General features: G+C 41.9%; 14 protein-coding genes. 7 read left to right on the top strand and 7 right to left on the bottom strand.

Going from position 1 to position 17,816, the window contains the following annotated elements; translation table 11 throughout:
• Positions 1 to 15: 15 nt before the first annotated feature.
• The 4 genes from H5232_RS02045 to H5232_RS02030 form a co-directional block, all read right to left on the bottom strand.
• Positions 16 to 276 carry a hypothetical protein gene (locus H5232_RS02045; RefSeq protein WP_149982621.1) on the bottom strand — a complete coding sequence of 87 codons (261 nt, stop codon included), beginning with the start codon at positions 274 to 276 and terminating at the stop codon, positions 16 to 18.
• Between the two features lie 584 nt (positions 277 to 860).
• Positions 861 to 2,741 carry a methyl-accepting chemotaxis protein gene (locus H5232_RS02040; RefSeq protein WP_182717689.1) on the bottom strand — a complete coding sequence of 627 codons (1,881 nt, stop codon included), beginning with the start codon at positions 2,739 to 2,741 and terminating at the stop codon, positions 861 to 863.
• 116 nt (positions 2,742 to 2,857) lie between these two features.
• Positions 2,858 to 3,886 carry an MJ1255/VC2487 family glycosyltransferase gene (locus H5232_RS02035; RefSeq protein ID WP_149982619.1) on the bottom strand — a complete coding sequence of 343 codons (1,029 nt, stop codon included), beginning with the start codon at positions 3,884 to 3,886 and terminating at the stop codon, positions 2,858 to 2,860.
• Entirely contained in the window at positions 3,883 to 4,422 is a 540-nt protein-coding gene (locus tag H5232_RS02030) for a phosphatase PAP2 family protein (RefSeq protein WP_145238476.1), read from the bottom strand. The genes H5232_RS02035 and H5232_RS02030 overlap by 4 nt, the downstream gene beginning before the upstream one ends.
• 218 nt (positions 4,423 to 4,640) lie before the next feature.
• Between H5232_RS02030 and rraA the strand changes: the two genes are divergently transcribed.
• Both rraA and H5232_RS02020 read left to right on the top strand, forming a co-directional pair.
• Positions 4,641 to 5,138, top strand: coding sequence for a ribonuclease E activity regulator RraA (rraA, locus tag H5232_RS02025; RefSeq protein ID WP_145238473.1), 498 nt, complete (start codon positions 4,641 to 4,643; stop codon positions 5,136 to 5,138).
• 3 nt (positions 5,139 to 5,141) lie between these two features.
• Positions 5,142 to 6,188 (top strand): formimidoylglutamase, encoded by a 1,047-nt coding sequence (locus H5232_RS02020; protein ID WP_182740287.1) that lies wholly within the window; start codon positions 5,142 to 5,144, stop codon positions 6,186 to 6,188.
• 7 nt (positions 6,189 to 6,195) lie between these two features.
• On the opposite strand, the gene H5232_RS02015 is transcribed toward H5232_RS02020, so the two are convergent.
• Together H5232_RS02015 and hutI are read right to left on the bottom strand one after the other, a co-directional pair.
• Positions 6,196 to 7,851: a GGDEF domain-containing phosphodiesterase gene (locus tag H5232_RS02015; RefSeq protein ID WP_182830518.1), complete on the bottom strand. Its 1,656-nt coding sequence runs from the start codon at positions 7,849 to 7,851 to the stop codon at positions 6,196 to 6,198.
• Positions 7,852 to 7,981: 130 nt separating this feature from the next.
• On the bottom strand, positions 7,982 to 9,229 hold the full coding sequence (hutI, locus tag H5232_RS02010) for an imidazolonepropionase (RefSeq protein ID WP_182717687.1): 1,248 nt from the start codon (positions 9,227 to 9,229) through the stop codon (positions 7,982 to 7,984).
• Positions 9,230 to 9,337: 108 nt separating this feature from the next.
• On the opposite strand from hutI, the gene hutC reads away from it, so the two are divergent.
• The 3 genes from hutC (at position 9,338) to hutH (ending at position 13,356) form a co-directional block, all read left to right on the top strand.
• Positions 9,338 to 10,045 (top strand): histidine utilization repressor, encoded by a 708-nt coding sequence (gene hutC, locus H5232_RS02005; RefSeq protein WP_149982615.1) that lies wholly within the window; start codon positions 9,338 to 9,340, stop codon positions 10,043 to 10,045.
• 102 nt (positions 10,046 to 10,147) lie between these two features.
• Positions 10,148 to 11,821 (top strand): urocanate hydratase, encoded by a 1,674-nt coding sequence (gene hutU / locus H5232_RS02000; RefSeq protein ID WP_145238458.1) that lies wholly within the window; start codon positions 10,148 to 10,150, stop codon positions 11,819 to 11,821.
• Between the two features lie 2 nt (positions 11,822 to 11,823).
• Positions 11,824 to 13,356 carry a histidine ammonia-lyase gene (gene hutH / locus H5232_RS01995; RefSeq protein ID WP_182740286.1) on the top strand — a complete coding sequence of 511 codons (1,533 nt, stop codon included), beginning with the start codon at positions 11,824 to 11,826 and terminating at the stop codon, positions 13,354 to 13,356.
• Here hutH and H5232_RS01990 read toward each other — a convergent pair.
• Positions 13,353 to 14,126 carry an NADP-binding protein gene (locus tag H5232_RS01990; RefSeq protein WP_182830514.1) on the bottom strand — a complete coding sequence of 258 codons (774 nt, stop codon included), beginning with the start codon at positions 14,124 to 14,126 and terminating at the stop codon, positions 13,353 to 13,355. The two genes, hutH and H5232_RS01990, sit on opposite strands and share 4 nt — an antisense overlap.
• A gap of 126 nt (positions 14,127 to 14,252) precedes the next feature.
• Here H5232_RS01990 and H5232_RS01985 point away from each other — a divergent pair, with 126 nt between their 5' ends.
• Together H5232_RS01985 and hemN are read left to right on the top strand one after the other, a co-directional pair.
• Entirely contained in the window at positions 14,253 to 16,283 is a 2,031-nt protein-coding gene (locus H5232_RS01985; RefSeq protein ID WP_182830513.1) for a methyl-accepting chemotaxis protein, read from the top strand.
• A 110-nt stretch (positions 16,284 to 16,393) separates the two neighbouring features.
• A complete protein-coding gene (gene hemN, locus H5232_RS01980; RefSeq protein ID WP_182830512.1) occupies positions 16,394 to 17,767 on the top strand; it encodes an oxygen-independent coproporphyrinogen III oxidase in 1,374 nt (457 codons plus the stop codon).
• Positions 17,768 to 17,816: the final 49 nt, after the last annotated feature.

Here is a 17,816-nt window from a genome sequence, read left to right as displayed (position 1 = left end):
TAAGGCTCATATATGTTAGGGTTGCTTTCTGACTTTAAACTTATGATAAATAAAACCAATAACAAATGATATTACTAAGCATGCCGCAATTAGTTTTACACCTAACATTTCAAGAGGAGACTGACCTTTTGGAAAATAATCAAAATATGAAACACCACTGTTAAAGCATTCACCAAAATTTGGCTCAATAATATCAACAAAACCTGAACAAAATAATGCAGAACCACCATAAGATAATATAAATAATATCAGTAAAATCCAGCTTAAAAGTTTCATTGATACTCTCGTAATCCTAACGAGCCTGTAGAATAACTCGTTTTTAATTTATTGTTATTGATGGTTTAACCATAGCGGAGTTGCTATTTTGATTCAATCGCTTAGTAATATTCATGTTAGATTATCAGTTATTTAAGCATGCCAATACTAAGCGCTAAGTTTCCTTCATTTACTGCTCATTCCCTTCTCTGTGTGCAAAAAAATTTAGTGAATTATTCACAAAGAGGTCAAGAGACGCTGCGTTTTAGAGGTAGGGCCTAAAGGCTGAGGTTGGCGTAGGTCGTGCTTTAGCAGTCAATTCCAATAGTTAATTGATTTTCGCCATAAATGACGACCTACAATGGAGCTATGCGTATACCCGCAGCTCGTTGCTCAAAACCCGAAGCTTTTCACTCCCTTCTCTTTGTGCAAAAGATCTTTAATTGAAATATTTACAAAGAGGCTCAGAGGCGCGGCGCTTATTTAATTATCCAAACAAAAAAGCCATAACTTTCAAACAACTCAGGGCTGCTTAAAACTTATGGCTTAGCGCTTAAAGCTCAGCTAATTCCTAGAACCTAAATCCTAGAACCTAGCTTCTGTTTTTAAACCTTAAACTTATCTATCGCGGCGTAAAGCACTCTTGCTTGCTCTGATACCTCTTCGCTAGTTTGTGCATTTTTTGATGAATGAGCTGAGGCATCTTCGGCGATATCACGAATACGCACGACGTTTTTATTCACCTCAGAAGCAACTTGGCTTTGCTCGTCAATTGCGGTGGCAATATGCGTGCTCATTTCCATAATAGTTTGCACATCTTCGGTAATAGAGTTCAGTAGTTCACCCGCTTTTGTTGCTTGTGCTGCGCTTTCGCCGCCTTGTGTTCGGCATCGTTGCATTATGCTTACGACTTCTTGAGTACGCCCTTGTAAAATCGAGATAATGCTCTCAATCTCTTTGGTTGACTCTTGAGTACGCTGTGCAAGTGAACGCACTTCATCAGCAACAACAGCAAAGCCACGGCCTTGCTCTCCGGCGCGCGCAGCTTCGATTGCGGCATTGAGTGCTAGTAAATTAGTTTGTTCAGCAATACCACGAATAACATCCAATACTGAGCCAATGGTTTCACCGTCTTTTTCAAGCTGTGATACTACGGTAGTGGCATTACCCAGTGAATCAGATAATTGATTGATCTGCTTAACCGTTGCTTCAACTTCCTTGCGTCCCTGTTGAGCACTTTGATTGGTTGATTCTGCTTTTTTGGCTGCAGCCTCGGTATTATGAGAAATGTCTTGAATGGTAGCTTGCATTTCAGTTGCGGCGGTTGCAACCATATCAGCTTCATGCAACTGCTCTTGCATGCCCGAGCTGGTTGCAGCAGTAGTCTCCGATAAATGATCGGTAGCGATATTTAAAGTTGTTAAAGCTGTATTCACTTCGTAGATCAGTTCTTTAAAATCATTTATGAGACTATTAAAATCGATCGTCATGGTAGTAACTTCGTCTTTACCACTGTGTTCTATAACAAGTCGTAAATCATTGTTGCGACGAATTTCATTGATGGTGTGATACACCCGTTCAATCGGCACGATAATCGAGCGACTTGTAAAGTACACCAAAATCATCACCAGTAAGCTGGCAACAATAAAAATTGCGATAGCAATCATTTGTGCTTGTGCAGCAGTAGACTCAACTTGTTGTTTCGTTGCAGTCGTAATTAAAGTGACTAAATCATCACTTTGTTTAACGCTGTCTCTCATTTTACCAAGTGCACCTGAACCTAAATCCAGACCTAATGCAACTTGCGCATCAACTAACGACTTAAACTTACTTTTATAAATTGCAAGTAAACGTAACAGCTCAGACTGGTCACTTGAAGCCAAGTTTTCGTTGCGAATTTGACGTTCTAGCTGCGATACGCCGTCTTCAAAACGAGTTAAATATTTTAGGTCAAAACGCAGCATAAAATCTTTTTCAGAGCGTCTAAGCTGCAACATCAAAGTGAGTAAATGATAGTTATCTTGCTTATTTAACAGCGTTTCCATTTGATGTACAGCATCTCGTAGTTCGCCATAAAGCGCATCTTTAGGGTGCAAACCAATTTTCTTTTGTAATTTTACAACTTTTTGAAAGTCGTCATTATACTGCTTAGCAAGTGCTACAAATTGCTCGACTTGCGCAGTGGCAATATCAAGCTCGGCTGATAACTGAGCCAACATTTTTATTTTAACCTGTAGCTGCTCATATTCTTGATCGAATAACTCTAAGCTGCCTTCTTGCTTATAAAACAAAAAGTCTTTTTCGTACTTACGCATTGACAGTTCGTGTATATCAAGCTCTTCAGCATACTGAATCGTTTCATTTAGTTTCAGCATAATGCGTGCCTCATAGATAATGACGCACAACATAACGACCATAGCGAGACCAACAACTAATGCATTGACTTGTAAACGACGTTTAATAGTCAAATTTTGGAGTAAACTCATTAACAACAGCCTATAAAATAAATCACTGCAAGATAGTATAGTTAAATAACTAACAATTGGCTTACATTATTATTGTTTTTTACTACAGTGCTTTAAAAAATCCGTTGATTTTGAATTTAACCTACCGAAGCCCACAAATTTTGATGTAATTCCTGTGTGTTATGCCACTGTTTAGCTGCTAACCACTCAACTAATGGCTGTGGATCACTTGGAAAATTAATCTGTTTTTGTGATGTACTATTGAGCCAGTCATCCAACGCATTGGGGTTTAAGTAATTCATTACGTGCGCGGCTTTCATTGCTAATAATGTTTGTGCATTGGCGTCTTGTTCAAACTGCCCTGACAATGGTTTCAATAACAGTTTTTTACCTAATTTTAGTGCTTCGCTAGAGAGCTCAAAACCCGCATTTGCGATCACGCCACTGGCATTGGCTAAATCATTTAAAAAGCCACCACGTGAAGGGGCTCGTAGATGAATATTAGCGGATGAACTATCCTGAGCTTGCGGGTGGTAACAATAAAATTCTTTTTCAGGAAAATCTTGTAAGTAATCAATCACACTTCGCAGTTCTTCAAAAGGTAAATATACCAATACTTTATTGTCAACATTGACCGGATTATCATGTCGATGATGAGCAATAAAAGGAGGGATGATATTTTGTGCGAATGGCTGCCAATGCACGCCTAAATAGGTATCAGCAGGAGCATAATATTTTATTAATGAGCGGCGCAGTAAACTATGGCCAAACATTGGTACTTTGGGTGATAAAAATGCAGCTTGATGACTCATGCCTATTACTGGCACTGCTTGGCGTTTTGCTGCCCATGCAGTGATCGGTTCAAAGTCATTAAACACAAAATCATAACCCGATACATCTAACTGCTTTATGTCTTTTAGTAATCTACATATACGGCTATTTTTCACTGTTTGGTAACTATTGACTTGACCATTTTGAGTAGTAAAAGATAACCCCCGAAAGCTGCGATAATTAGTAAACTCGTCCATATCAAAGTAATTCTGCTGGGCTCGCCCTGAAAACACATAATCTACAGCAATCCCCATTTGCTTAAACGCATTCGCCATCACCCTTGCTCGGGTTATATGACCATTACCGGTCCCTTGAATGCCATAAAGTATTTTCATAAGGTAGCCACTATCAAGATTGCCAATAAACCACAGCTTCCCCCCATCAATGCACCAAGCACTACATCAACAGGAAAATGTACCCCAAGTAACACCCGCGATGCTGCGACCCCCGTTGCCCACAAAAAACATAACTCTGCGAATTGCGGGAAATACTGCGCTAAGATAACGGCAACTAAAAATGCGCCAGCACTGTGCCCTGACGGTAAACTAAATTTATCGCTGGGCGTAATGTAAGCGCCTTTTACTAAACAATCACATGGCCGAATTCTGGCAAAACTATTTTTAGCCACGTAATAAATGGGTCGCTCAATTAAAAAGCCCAGCAATAGAGTCATCGCCATAAGCCGTAATTCAGCTTCACTGCTAAGCCAGCCAAAACCAACAGCGATTAATACATAAAGCCCTCCATTGCCTGTTTTTGAGAAACCTAAAGCTGAATTTTTTAACCATTTTGGGGCATTGCCATTAAATAGCATCAAAAACAAACTTTGGTCCAGTTGGACAACTTTTTTTAGCATGTTGTTCTCACTCATTACTTGCTCCTTTAATTGTGCAAACTCTGTACACAATTTCAGCTTAGGCGGTGAAAATAACAATTGAGTGACGCTTTTAAGACACTAATATTGCTTTTCCTGTTTTAGCGCAATAATTGTTTAAAAAGAGCGCAATTTACTGTTATTAAGTCGTTGTTATTGCATTTAAGAAAGGTATACTGAACATCAGCTCACGTATCTTTAGAAAGGATAGAAAAATGGATTACAGCACTTCAGATTTATGCGATCACTTTGCCGATGTGGTCGATGTGCTCGAACCTATGTTTATTAACTTTGGTGGTCGCCACAATTTTAGTGGCCGTATTAAAACCGTCAAATGTTTTGAAAATAATGAACTGATCCGCGACATACTCTCTCAAGACGGCGAAGAATGTGTATTATTAATTGATGGGGGTGGTTCAACTCGTCGCGCATTAATCGATATCGAGCTTGCTGAACTAGCTGTAGAAAATAACTGGCAAGGCATTGTGGTATACGGTGCAGTACGTCATGTTGATGAACTTGAAGAGCTTGATTTAGGTATTCAAGCAATTGCTTCAATCCCTGTTGCAGCAGACAGCACCGGTGCTGGTGAAGACGGCATTGGCGTTAACTTCGCTGGTGTATCATTTTTTGATGACGACTTTATCTATGCAGATAGCACCGGTATTGTATTATCTGGTGAAGAACTTGAACTGGAAATCGTAGAAGAATAACGAGTGTCAAACCACCTACATATCTATGATGAAGCGACTGTAAAAGCTTGGTGTAGCAGTCGCGCTAATGAAAGAAAAGCATGGCAGTCAATAGCCCTACTTGACACTGGTGTTGATCCTTTACAAGCCATGCGCGATGCCGCGCAATTTGGTATTAAGTATGTATTACTAGGTATTTGCGAAGATATCGGGCCACGCGCCAACTTAGGCAATGGTGGTGCCGAAGATGGCTGGCAAGCATTTCTTAAACGCTTTTTAAATCAACCTGATAACCAATTTTTAGCGAACGAAAAAGTTTTGTTATTAGGCGAAGTAGCGATCAGCGATTTGACTCTTGCGGCGCGCGATTTATCAAACCAAAATCCTCAGCAACTAACACAATTACGCCAGTTATGCGCCCAGCTTGATCAACGTGTTGAGCAAGTGCTGAGCTTAATTTTTGCTGCAGGGTTAGAGCCAATCGTTATTGGCGGTGGCCATAATAACTGCCTTGGTATTATTCGCGCATTAAGCAAGCATAAACAGCGCCCAATAAACGCGATCAACTTTGACCCTCATGCCGATTTCCGTGACTGTGAAGGCCGCCATAGTGGTAATGGTTTTCGCTATGCATATAACGAGCAACACTTAAATAATTATCATGTTATTGGCATGCACGAGCTGAAAAACAATCAAGCAATTATTGATGCTTTAGCTGCTGCCCAATTTAGTTATGATAGCTACCAAGCGCTGCAAGTGAGGCGCGAAAAAACCTTAACTGAAGCATGCCAGCAGGCACTATATAATCTAATTGATGCACCACTTGGGGTTGAAGTGGATCTTGATAGCATTTCATTAATGCCCGTCAGTGCGTATACCAATTGTGGTTTTAGTGTTAGCGATGCCGAACACTTTGTGCATTTAGCTGCCAGTCAAGTAAACAGCCAATACTTGCATTTATGTGAAGCAGCCCCCAACCAACATCCTAGTGGTATACAGGCTGGAATGAGCGATGCAGGGCAAATAATCACAGCTCTCGTGAATGCTTATTTACAAGCCAAAGCAAACTAAAAAACGATTACGGATGCTCTATTTGCCATTGTTTTAACCAAGAGATCATGCCAACACTGCTCAGTGGATGACTATAGTAATAACCCTGCGCGGCATAGGCGTTTAAACTTTTTACAAAATTAAGCTGCTCCAGTGTTTCTACCCCTTCGCAAATTACCTTCGCATTTTGTTGGTTATGCATATCAACCATACCGCTGATCAAACTACGAACATGGCTTTGATGACTGAAATCAGCTGTTAATGAAGGCGCTATTTTTACATATGCAACGGCTAAATTTGGTAACTTAGCAAGCCAAATAGGGCTATCACCAAGGCCATCCACGCAGACTTTAATACCAATGCTATTTATGCGTGCGACCATTGCTTTACCTTGCTTATCTAAACTCATAAACAGATTAAGTGGACACTCGACAATTAAATCGCCAGCTTGTAGTTGATGTTCGATAAAAATGTGATCAAGGAATTCGATAAATTCTTCATTTAGCATTTCAGAGCCAAATAAATTGATACTCAAAGGCATCGTTATGCCTTCCATGCGCAATGCCATTGCAAGCTCTGCGGCGCGTTCAATAACAAATGTGGCTAATGGATAAGCAAGCCCTGCAACACGTATATCATCAATAAATCGATTAGCCGATAAAATCCCTTGTCTGGGATGTTGCCAACGTAGTAACAACTCTAAAAATTCAATTTTTTCATCGTGATTGCAAATGATGGGTTGGAAGTACAATTCAAGTTCGCTAGAAAAATCGATATTTGCTAATTCTTGCAAACGCGCTTGCTGTTCTAATTGCTCTATTCTCATTTGTTGATGGTACACCACCACTTGTTGTTTTGGGTGGCTATCTAAAGCGAGGTAAGCAAACGAAATTAAATTATCAAAGCTATTTTCTTGTTCATCGCAATCAACGAAACTGGCCCGTGCATTGACTTTAATAGTGCAATTAGCCACATTAAACGGCTTCAAGGTGGCCCCTAGTATTTGATTGATTAATTGCTCATGTAAATGTTTTTGCTGCGCTAAATTACATATAAATGCAAAATTAAGGCCACCAAGGTGAGCTAATTTTTGTTCCCCAGCTAAATTAATCACTTCTTCAATAAGCAGTAGTTGCTTAATACGGTTTGCAGACTGCGCTAATAGTAAATCCCCAAAGTCTCGGCCAATATGCTGATTAACCTGAGCAAACCCCTCCAACCGGATAACCACCAACGCAGCTCGTTGTTGATTGTTTTTACGCCAGTCGAAATAACCTTGTCGTAACTGCTTAATATCGGGAAGATTTAATAACGGCGCAGGCTCCATAAAGTGATTTATATGCGCTGCGTCATCAGCCTCAGCAACAAGCTCTTCATCATCAAAATAGCCAGACATAGCCAGTACAATGCTCGCCAGTACAATTAAATAAAGAGGTAACTCAAGTAGTAAATGAGCCGCTAAGCACACCGTAAATACAAGTGCTGAGCAACAGCTCAAAGTGAGCATAGTCCATTTATTTTGCGAAAATGCCAGCCATAAATGCAAACCAATACTCAGTGCAAATAGTAACTCCAAAAAGTTAAAGCCGCCGCTTAATACTGCCAGCCCAAGTACCCCATTGCTGAGATAGCTAAAGCGCAGTAATGGCTTTTTAACCACGCACAAGGCACAGATCATCGCCATAAAAATAGCGCCGGCTAAAAAAGTAGGCGTCAATATATTGTTTAAAAAAGCGCTCCCTGCAGAATATTCAAGTCCCGTATTTGTTAATAGCGCGATTAAAATCATTTTTTGAGCACAACATTACAACAGACTAATTTAGTCTACCCAAAATCCACAGATTTAACAGTTTATTCACGCCAAATTGATAACTTAATTGTGCTGGGTGGGATATTTGCCAATGAGCTATATCGGCACGCATGCCGACTTTTAACACTCCGCGATCAGTTAAACCCAATGCTTTGGCGGCATTACGCGTAACTCCGGCGAGAGTTTCTTCAGGAGTTAAGCGAAATAAAGTACACCCCATATTCATCATTAATTGCAAAGAACACAAGGGTGATGTACCTGGATTAAAGTCTGTCGAAATCGCTATTGGTACTTGATACTGTTTTAATAGCTCAATTGGCGGCTGTTTGGTTTCGCGTAAAAAATAAAATGCCCCGGGTAATAATACCGCCACAGCGCCTGCTGCAGCCATGGCCTTTACTCCAGCTTCATCTAAATGTTCAATATGATCAGCAGATAACCCATTAAATTCAGCGACTAATTGTGCTCCTTGCTGATTTGAAAGCTGTTCAGCATGACATTTCACTGGCAAATTATGTTTTTTTGCGGCATTAAAAACTCGTCGAGTTTGCTCATTACTAAAACCAACATTTTCGCAAAACACATCGACAGCATCGGCTAAATTTGCAGTGACCACTTGCTCAAGCATCTCATTACAAACCAGATCGATATACTCATCACTGCGACCTTTATATTCCAAAGGTAGGGCATGCGCCCCCAAAAATGTCGTTTTTACATCAATCGGGTGATTTTCACCTAACAAACGTGCCACTTCGAGGATTTTAACTTCATTTTCGCAATCAAGTCCGTAACCAGATTTGATCTCAACGGTACTCACTCCCTCGGCATAGAGGGCATTGAGACGATCCTTCGCGAGCACAAATAAAGCCTCATGATCCGCAGCTCGTGTGGCTGCTACCGTACTAGCGATCCCCCCACCTTGCGCTGCTATTTGCTCGTAACTAACACCTTGTAAACGCTGTTCAAACTCTTCAGCTCTTGAGCCGGCAAACACTAAGTGGGTATGACAATCAATTAAACCAGGTGTTAGCCACTGCCCTTTTGCTGAAAGCATCGGCGTTGCTAATACGTCGAATTTAGGTAAATCGGCCTGTTTACCCAACCACACAATGACACCTTTACGGATTGCCAGCGCTGCATTTTCGATGGCGCCATAAGGTGCTGCAATACTGCAATCCATAGTTGCGATATTGGCATCGGTGATCAATAAATCCCAGTCATTAGCCGGATCATTTGCAGTGATTGTTGTCATATTAACTCCGAAAATTATTTTCTCTCAGTCTAACAAGTCATCTTGTATATACAAGGTAAATATGCCATCTTATAGTTAATAGTAAATTTAAAAGACCATAATAATTTAATGACGACACCTAAGTTCGCACAAATAAAGCAATTTATTGTTGATAATATCCGCAGCGGCGCATGGCTTGAAAACCAACGTGTGGCTTCTGAAAATGAATTGGCCGAACAATTTAGTGTTAGTCGAATGACTGCGCGCCGAGCGTTAAGCGAATTAACCGAAGCAGGTATTCTTACTCGTAGCCAAGGTTTAGGCACGTTTGTTGCCAGTTTTAAATCACAATCATCATTGCTTGAAATTAAAAATATAGCAGATGAAGTCAAAGCCCGTAACGGCAATTACAGCTGTACAGTATTAGTGCTTGAATCTATCAGCGCCATTGCGCCAATTGCGATTGCACTGGGTGTTGAAGTAGATAGCGTGGTGTATCGCAGTGTATTAGTGCATAACGAAAACGAACAGCCACTGCAAGTTGAGGAGCGCTTTGTTAACCCGGCCCTAGCAACAAGCTACCTTCAACAAGATTTTACTGCGTTAACTCCGCACGAATATTTATCGAGCGTCGCACCATTAACTGAAGCGCGCCATACGGTAGAAGCAATAATGCCTAACAGCGAAATGTGCCAATGGCTTAATTTATACCATGAAGAGCCATGCTTACAGGTGATTAGGCGTACTTGGTCATCATCTGGGATTGTTAGCTTTGCCCGTTTAGTATCACCGGGTAGTAAGTATCGCTTAGGCGGACATTTAACTTTTAAAAAGTAATATGTAAAAAATAACATTAGAAAGAATATAAAAATCAAAATGATGCGCTTCACAGCGTATTTTTTGAAACCAATAAGCTTGTATATACAACAGGAGTAATCTATGAACAACAGACTTGATGAATCTCGCGTTATTCGCGCCCCACACGGCGATAAAATCAGCGCTAAGAGCTGGCTCACCGAAGCAGCTAAGCGCATGTTAATGAATAATTTAGATCCTGAAGTAGCCGAACATCCACATGCTTTAGTTGTGTACGGTGGGATTGGTCGTGCAGCGCGTGATTGGCCTTGCTTTGATAAAATCATCGAAACTCTCGACAGACTCGAAGACGACGAAACGCTACTCGTACAATCAGGCAAACCTGTTGGGGTATTTAAAACTCACAGTAATGCACCGCGAGTATTAATTGCCAACTCAAACTTAGTACCTCACTGGGCTAATTGGGAGCATTTTAACGAGCTCGATAAACTTGGTTTGATGATGTATGGGCAAATGACTGCGGGATCATGGATCTACATTGGATCACAAGGCATAGTACAAGGTACCTACGAAACCTTTGTAGCAATGGCAAAACAACATTTTAATGGTGACGCTGCTGGAAAGTGGGTGCTAACCGGTGGCTTAGGCGGTATGGGCGGCGCGCAGCCACTTGCGGCAACCATGGCGGGATTTAGCGCACTCGTAGTTGAATGCGATGAAACGCGTATCGATTTTCGGATCAAAACCCGCTATGTGGATGTTAAAGCAACCGATTTAGATCATGCACTGGAGCTTATCAACGAGGCGTGTGGCAAAGGCGAAGCGCTGTCAGTCGGCTTACTTGGTAATGCCGCTGATGTATTTAGTGAGCTTGTTAACCGAGCTATTACTCCCGATGTAGTGACCGATCAAACCTCTGCTCACGACCCGTTGAATGGCTATTTACCGCAAGGTTGGAGCATGCAACACGCGGCTAAAATGCGTGAACAAGATCCACAAGCGGTTGTCAAAGCAGCTAAGCAATCTATGGCTGTGCAAGTCAACGCAATGTTAGCACTACAACAAGCTGGTGCTGCAACAACTGACTACGGCAATAACATTCGTCAAATGGCATTTGACGAAGGCGTAACAAATGCCTTTGATTTCCCAGGTTTTGTGCCAGCTTATATTCGTCCATTATTTTGCGAAGGAATTGGTCCATTCCGTTGGGTGGCATTATCAGGCGATCCTGAAGATATTTATAAAACCGACGCAAAAGTGAAAGAGCTTATTCCTGACGACAAACACTTACATAACTGGCTTGATATGGCTCGTGAACGTATTCAATTCCAGGGCTTACCTGCTCGTATTTGCTGGGTTGGCTTAAAAGACCGCGCTCGTTTAGCGCTGGCGTTTAATGAGATGGTCAAAAATGGTGAGCTTAAAGCACCGATTGTGATCGGCCGTGACCATTTAGACTCAGGCTCAGTTGCGAGTCCAAACCGTGAAACCGAAGCAATGAAAGACGGCTCAGATGCAGTATCAGATTGGCCATTACTTAATGCATTACTGAATACCGCAGGAGGTGCAACATGGGTGTCACTTCATCATGGTGGTGGTGTAGGTATGGGCTTTAGCCAACATTCTGGCGTAGTCATTGTTGCTGATGGCACCGACGAAGCAGCTGCGCGGGTTGGCCGCGTATTATGGAATGATCCTGCAACGGGCGTTATGCGCCACGCGGATGCAGGTTACGATATTGCAATTAATTGTGCGACCGAGCAAGGCCTCGACCTGCCAATGTTAAATAAGGAATAATCATGTTTAAACTCACCCTAACACCTGGAAAGCTCGATTTAGCAACACTGCGCCAAATTAATTTATCACCAGTGACGTTAACGCTCGCCAAAGATAGCGAGATAAAAATAGCAGCCAGTGCACAAACCGTGCAAGACGTGATTGATCAACACAGAACGGTATATGGCATTAATACCGGTTTTGGCTTACTCGCTAATACTAAAATTGCTGAACATGAATTAGAGTTACTCCAGCGATCCATTGTACTTTCCCATGCTGCGGGCATCGGTGCTTATATGGATGACAGCACAGTACGATTGATGATGGTATTGAAAATTAATTCATTATCACGTGGCTTTTCTGGCATTCGCCTAAAAGTGATCGAATTCTTTATGCAGTTACTTGCTGCACAAGTCTATCCATGCGTGCCAAAAAAAGGCTCGGTAGGTGCATCTGGCGATTTAGCGCCACTTTCACATATGTGTTTACCACTGCTCGGCGAAGGCGAAATGCGCTATCAAGGTAAACTCATTAGCGCCAATGAAGGTCTTAAAATAGCCGGTCTTGAGCCATTAACACTGGCCGCTAAAGAAGGCTTGGCTTTGTTAAATGGCACTCAAGCCTCTACCGCATTTGCGCTTCAAGGTCTATTTCGGGCTGAAGATTTATATGCACAAAGCTGCGCGATTGGCTCAATTAGTATTGAAGCTGCAATGGGGAGTCGTTCGCCATTTGATGCACGTATTCATGAAATTCGTGGCCAACTTGGTCAAATCGATACCGCGGCAATGTTTCGCGATATGCTCGGTGAACATTCACAGATCAGCGAAGCTCATGTGGATTGTGAAAAAGTACAAGACCCGTATTGCCTACGCTGTCAGCCACAAGTACTTGGTGCATGCTTAACACAAATTCGCCAAGCCGCCGAAGTGTTGTTGTGTGAATCTAATGGTGTAACCGACAACCCATTAGTATTTGCTGATGTAGGCGATATTATTTCGGGAGGTAACTTCCACGCCGAGCCTGTGGCTATGGCAGCCGACAATTTAGCATTAGCGATTGCCGAAATTGGTGCACTAGCTGAGCGTCGTATTGCGTTACTGATTGATTCAAACTTATCAAAGTTGCCACCTTTCTTAGTTGAAAACGGCGGCGTTAATTCAGGCTTTATGATTGCACAAGTAACCGCAGCAGCATTAGCGTCTGAAAATAAATCATTGGCGCACCCTGCTTCTGTGGATAGCTTACCAACTTCAGCGAACCAAGAAGACCATGTTTCTATGGCAACTTTTGCAGCACGTCGTCTGCAAGAAATGGCTGATAACACGCAAGGCGTACTGGCAATTGAATGGTTGGCATCTGCACAAGGGTTAGAATTTAGAAAGCCATTGCAGGCATCAGCCAAAGTTGAACAAGCTAAAGCAACACTGCGTACAAAAGTGAGCTACTACGATAAAGACCGTTATTTTGGCCCAGATATCGAAGCAGCTAATTTATTATTACAGCAAGGTGAGTTGTGTAATTTATTACCTAAAGGCGTATTACCGTCGTTTTAAATAGCAAACTGATAGTTAAAACCAAGTGATTCAATAGCCGAACCATCAATGATGCGTTCGGCGCTTTCGTCACTCGTAAATGTAGGGGGGGTTGTTCCGTATTGCTGGCATTTTTGCTGATAGTAATCTGCTTTGGTTGGATGAGCTGGGTTGACTACATTGTAAATTGACGCTGCAACTTGCCAATTCTCCAACACAGTAACAATCGCATTAATAACATCTTGTTGCTGCACCATATTAACGGTTTGGTTGCTCGAACTTTGTAGTTCTTTGCCTGCCACAAAACGCCCAGGCTCTCGCTCTGGCCCAATTAAACCACCGAGTCTAAGTACTTTTCCACCCGCATTTAATACCAGTTGCTCAGCATCAATTAATGGCTGTTGGCGTGCAGTGCTTACTTTAATCTCACTTTGCTCTGTATAGGTTAGATTATCTTGAGCATACACAGCCGTTGATGAACACAACAAAAAGCCTTTTGCATTCATGGTGCCTGCCAGTTCAATGGCTAATTTTAACGTGGCTAAATAATGGCTATCAGCGTGGCGACTACGTGGTGGTATAGCACACACCCACCACGCATTATGTAAATCTAGTTGATGAGCTAATTGCTGATCTGCAAATACTAACTGGCGCTGAAAAGCATATTGATGCTCTGCGCTGCGATGGGTGCCTTGAACATCCCAACCTTTTGCGAGCTGTTGTAAGCACAATGGCTGACCCAACCAACCTGCGCCCAATACTATTAATTGGTCTTTATTTTTACCCGCCACGTAACATCACCCTTACAATTAAATAGAAATTTGTTCACTTCTCTCATCGCACACAATAGCGATTAAGATAAAGATATGATTAGATAAGAGTGCTTACTCTACTAAATAATAAGAATGTGTGCACTTATGTTACAAAATCTATCATTACGAAAAAAAATCCTGTTATTAATTGGTGGCACTATCAGTGTGCTGTTACTTATTGCCTCGGCTTACTTTGTGAACCATATCGCCGCCTTGTCTCGTCAAAGTATTGAACGTGAAGCATACAGCTACTTACAAAGCGAACAGCTGTCAATGCAGAGCTATTTTGCTCAATATGGCAAAGTTGTAGAAACTTTTGTGAATAATCCTCATCTCGTTAACTGGTTTGACGCATGGGATAAACGCGACCAAACACTCCAAGGCGCGCCAGGCTACGAAGAAGTAAATCAAGACTTTATACGCATTAGTGGCAATGATGAAAATATTCTCTCGGCATTTTTTGCCTCCGCCAAAACCGGTGAATATTTTAAAGAGCATGAACGTACTACCCACTATAATGGCCAGCCGTATTACGCTTATAAACGTGGTTGGTGGCAAGATGCATTAAAAATTAACCGTTTATATGTCGGGCCCATTTCAGTTGATTTAACCACAGGTAATGCCTCTGCGGTTGTGCAACAGCCTGTTTATAATAAGCAACGCGAACTAATTGGTTTTGGTGGCGTCGATTTACAACTGAATAAAATCAATAAAATGGTCGAAGATATTCGTTTTAACGGTCAAGGTTTTGGCTTTTTACTCGATGGCGGCCAAAAAGTGGTGCATTTATCAAAACGTACCAACCATAAACTTTCAATCACCGATGAAGGTCCTAACGGTAAAGAGGGGTTAGAAGTACTTGAAAAACAATTTAGCGACACGCAAGGCTTCAGTTCGCTCAACCAGCAAATGAAAAATAACGTCGCTGGTGATGCCAAGGTAACCTTACAAGGACAAGAGTACTTTGTGGTTTATAACCGCTTACAATTAGAGCATCCTTATCTAAACTGGTACGTGGGTATTTTAGTGCCACGCACTATGATTGATGAGCCAGTAAATGACGCGGTCATGACCACCACCAGCTCGGTCATTATTATTTTATTAATCATCATGGCAATGATTTTGTGGGCTACAAAAATGATCTCACAGCCGATCATCACCTTGACCCATATCATGCGCGATATTGCTTCTGGGGATGGCGATTTAACCCAAAAAATTACTATTGATAGCAAAGATGAAGTTGGCCAGTTAGCTCATCATATGAATACCTTTATTGATAAGTTGCACGTTATGATGCTTAATACCGCAGCACAGGCTGAACAACTTACCGATGCGGCGGCACAATTAAAATCGGTTTCGCAACAAACTAATGACGAAATTCAACAAGAAAAACAGCAGGTTGATAGTGTTAGCGCTGCAGTAACCGAAATGGCGACCACGGTTATGGAGATCTCGCGTAATGCACAACACACCAACAATGCAGCTGAGGAAGTCCAACAGATCACCGCAGATGGCGCCACTCGCTCGCAAAATGCACAAAGCGTGATGACCGCCTTAGCTGACCATATTGGCGAAGCTGCTAAAGTGGTCGCAGGCCTAGAGCAAGAAAGTGGTAACATCGGCGCCGTAGTTGATGTGATCAATTCCATTGCAGAGCAAACCAATTTGCTGGCGCTGAACGCTGCAATTGAAGCCGCCCGTGCTGGTGAGCAAGGCCGTGGCTTTGCGGTCGTAGCCGATGAAGTTCGCTCGTTGGCCAGTCGCACACAAGAGTCAACTGATGATATTCGCAACATGATCTCACGCTTACAGCAAATTGCACAGCAAGCTTCAACTATGATGCAACAAGGACAAGAGCGCGCGCAAAGCTCGGTTACACAAACTCAAGAAGTACTAGATGCATTGCAAAACATTGCTGACTCAGTGACTAAAGTACAAGATCAAAGTCATCATATTGCCACCTCAACCGAGCAACAAACGGTGGTTGCCGAAGATATAAATAATAGTTTAGCGGCAATTAATCACTTAGTGAACAGCACTGCAGATCATGCCCTTGAGCTTGCTGATGAAGCCAGAGACCTTAACGAGCTTGCCAGCTTACTAAATAAAACCGTTAATCAGTTTAAGCTTAAGTAAGCCAATATTGATAAGCAAAAGAGTGCTCCGGCACTCTTTTTTGTTGTAGATCAATATTCCCTCGACGCATCCTTTTTATACTAACGAAAATGATATAAAAGGTGCGCGTGATGATTAATTTACCCAAATGGGATCAAAGCTTAATAAATAAGTACAATGTGTCTGGACCAAGATACACCTCCTACCCCACAGCATTGTCGTTTAATGATGGCTATCAACAACAAGACTTGATCAGTGCAATTAACTCATCAAACAGTCGCAGCTTATCTTTATATATCCACATTCCGTTTTGCAGTCAGCTTTGCTATTACTGTGGCTGTAACAAAGTAATAACCCGCCATCAATCAAAAGCTGACTTATACCTAGATTATCTTGAAAAAGAAATCATCGCTCAAGCGCAGCTATTTGATAGCTATCAAGTACAGCAACTGCATTTAGGCGGTGGCACGCCCACTTTTTTAACAACCAGCCAAATGAGCCGTTTAATAGCGCTACTTGAGCTGCACTTTAAGTTTGCTCCCGATGCAGAGCGTGGCATTGAAATAGACCCTCGCTCACTGGCAACTGACATGCTCAGCCACTTGCGTAGCCTTGGCTTTAACCGTGTATCATTTGGCATTCAAGACTTTAATGATGATGTACAGCTTGCCGTTAACCGTCCACAAAGTGCTGATGCAGTAAAAAGTTTGATTGGTGAAGCCCGTGAACTCGGCTTCAAATCAATTAATGCAGATATGATTTATGGCTTACCACTGCAAACCCCTGAGAGCTTTAAAGAGACTATTGAGCAATTAATTGCCCTTAGTCCTGATCGTGTATCGGTATTTAATTACGCGCACTTACCGGATCGCTTTGCCGCTCAGCGAAAAATTAAGGATGCAGATTTACCTAGCGCTCACGATAAGCTCACCATGTTTAAGAATACCTTAGAACAAATGAGTAACGCAGGTTATCAGTTTATTGGTATGGATCACTTTGCAAAAACCAGTAATGAGTTAGCTATTGCACAAAATAGTCAGCAATTACATCGTAATTTTCAAGGCTACACCACTCATGGAGACTGTGATTTGCTGGGTTTAGGGGTGTCATCAATTTCACAAATTGGCACTGCTATTTTGCAAAATCAAAAAGAGTTAAAGCATTACTATCACGCGATTGATAATCAGCTTGGCAGTGCAGTCAGCAAAGGTATGAAACTTGATAATGATGACGTTATTCGCGCTGATGTGATCAAACAGCTTATTTGCCACTTTGAACTGAATATGCAAAGTATTGCTAATACCTATCAACTCGACTTTAAAGATTACTTTGCCAGCTCACTGCAAGCTCTTGAGCCACTAATAGCAGATGGCATGGTGACTATCGATGCAGACTTAATAACCGTCACAGCACGCGGCAATTTGTTTATTCGTATCATTTGTATGTGTTTTGATGCTCATTTACAAAAACAGATTAACGCGACTCGGTTCTCTCGGGTAATTTAATCTGAGTGCACAAGCATAAAAAAAGCAGACCGAGGTCTGCTTTTTTATT

It is taken from the genome of Pseudoalteromonas sp. SG41-5, assembly GCF_014164495.1.
Classification (GTDB): domain Bacteria; phylum Pseudomonadota; class Gammaproteobacteria; order Enterobacterales; family Alteromonadaceae; genus Pseudoalteromonas; species Pseudoalteromonas rhizosphaerae.
This window is presented reverse-complemented; position numbering and strand designations above follow the sequence as displayed.